The sequence below is a fragment of the Rhizobacter sp. P3_B12 genome, from assembly GCF_056402895.1.
Map to the genome: position 1 here is coordinate 1 of NZ_JBFUGN010001813.1, position 501 is coordinate 501.

Annotated in this window: 2 protein-coding genes; one reads left to right on the plus strand and one right to left on the minus strand. The window is 74.7% G+C overall.

The features are described 5' to 3' along the window. The coding region (locus AC1D01_RS38375; RefSeq protein WP_477875274.1) for a hypothetical protein at positions 1 to 246 on the plus strand (246 nt) is incomplete at its 5' end. A 9-nt stretch (positions 247 to 255) separates the two neighbouring features. On the opposite strand, the gene AC1D01_RS38380 is transcribed toward AC1D01_RS38375, so the two are convergent. Next, the coding region (locus tag AC1D01_RS38380; RefSeq protein ID WP_477875276.1) for a CPBP family intramembrane glutamic endopeptidase at positions 256 to 501 on the minus strand (246 nt) is incomplete at its 5' end.

A 501-nucleotide genomic window follows, 5' to 3' on the forward strand; every position in this document is an offset into this window, starting at 1 on the left:
GTCGCGATGGCAGCCCCGGTGACGACGCCGGTGACGCCCGACACGCGCGACGAGCCGCTGATGCGCGATCCACCGCCGCTCCCGGAAGGCCCGGGCCTGATCGCGACGACGACCGACACGCTGGTCGAGCAGTGGCCCTGGACCCTCGCCGCCATCCTGCTGCCGCTCGTGGCCTGGGGCTGGTCCTGGTTCTCGCACCGCCGGGTCTACGACGCGGCCGGGCTGCCGCGCGGCCCGAAGCTCTGATTCAAGCCTTCAGCGGCCTGCGAGGGCCGGGTAGGTGAAGAGCAGGAAGTGCGTCGCGTTGAGCGCGAAGTGCACCAGCACCGCCGCCTCGATGCGGCGCGTGCGCGCGTACGCCGTCGCATAGCCGAGGCCAGCCAGGCCCGCGAGCAGCGCGCCGACCGGGCCGCCGGCGAGGTGGGCCAGCCCGAACAGCCCGGCCGACAGCGCGACGGCCAGGCCCGCCGGCAGCCGGCGATGCAGTTGCTCCTGCAGCAG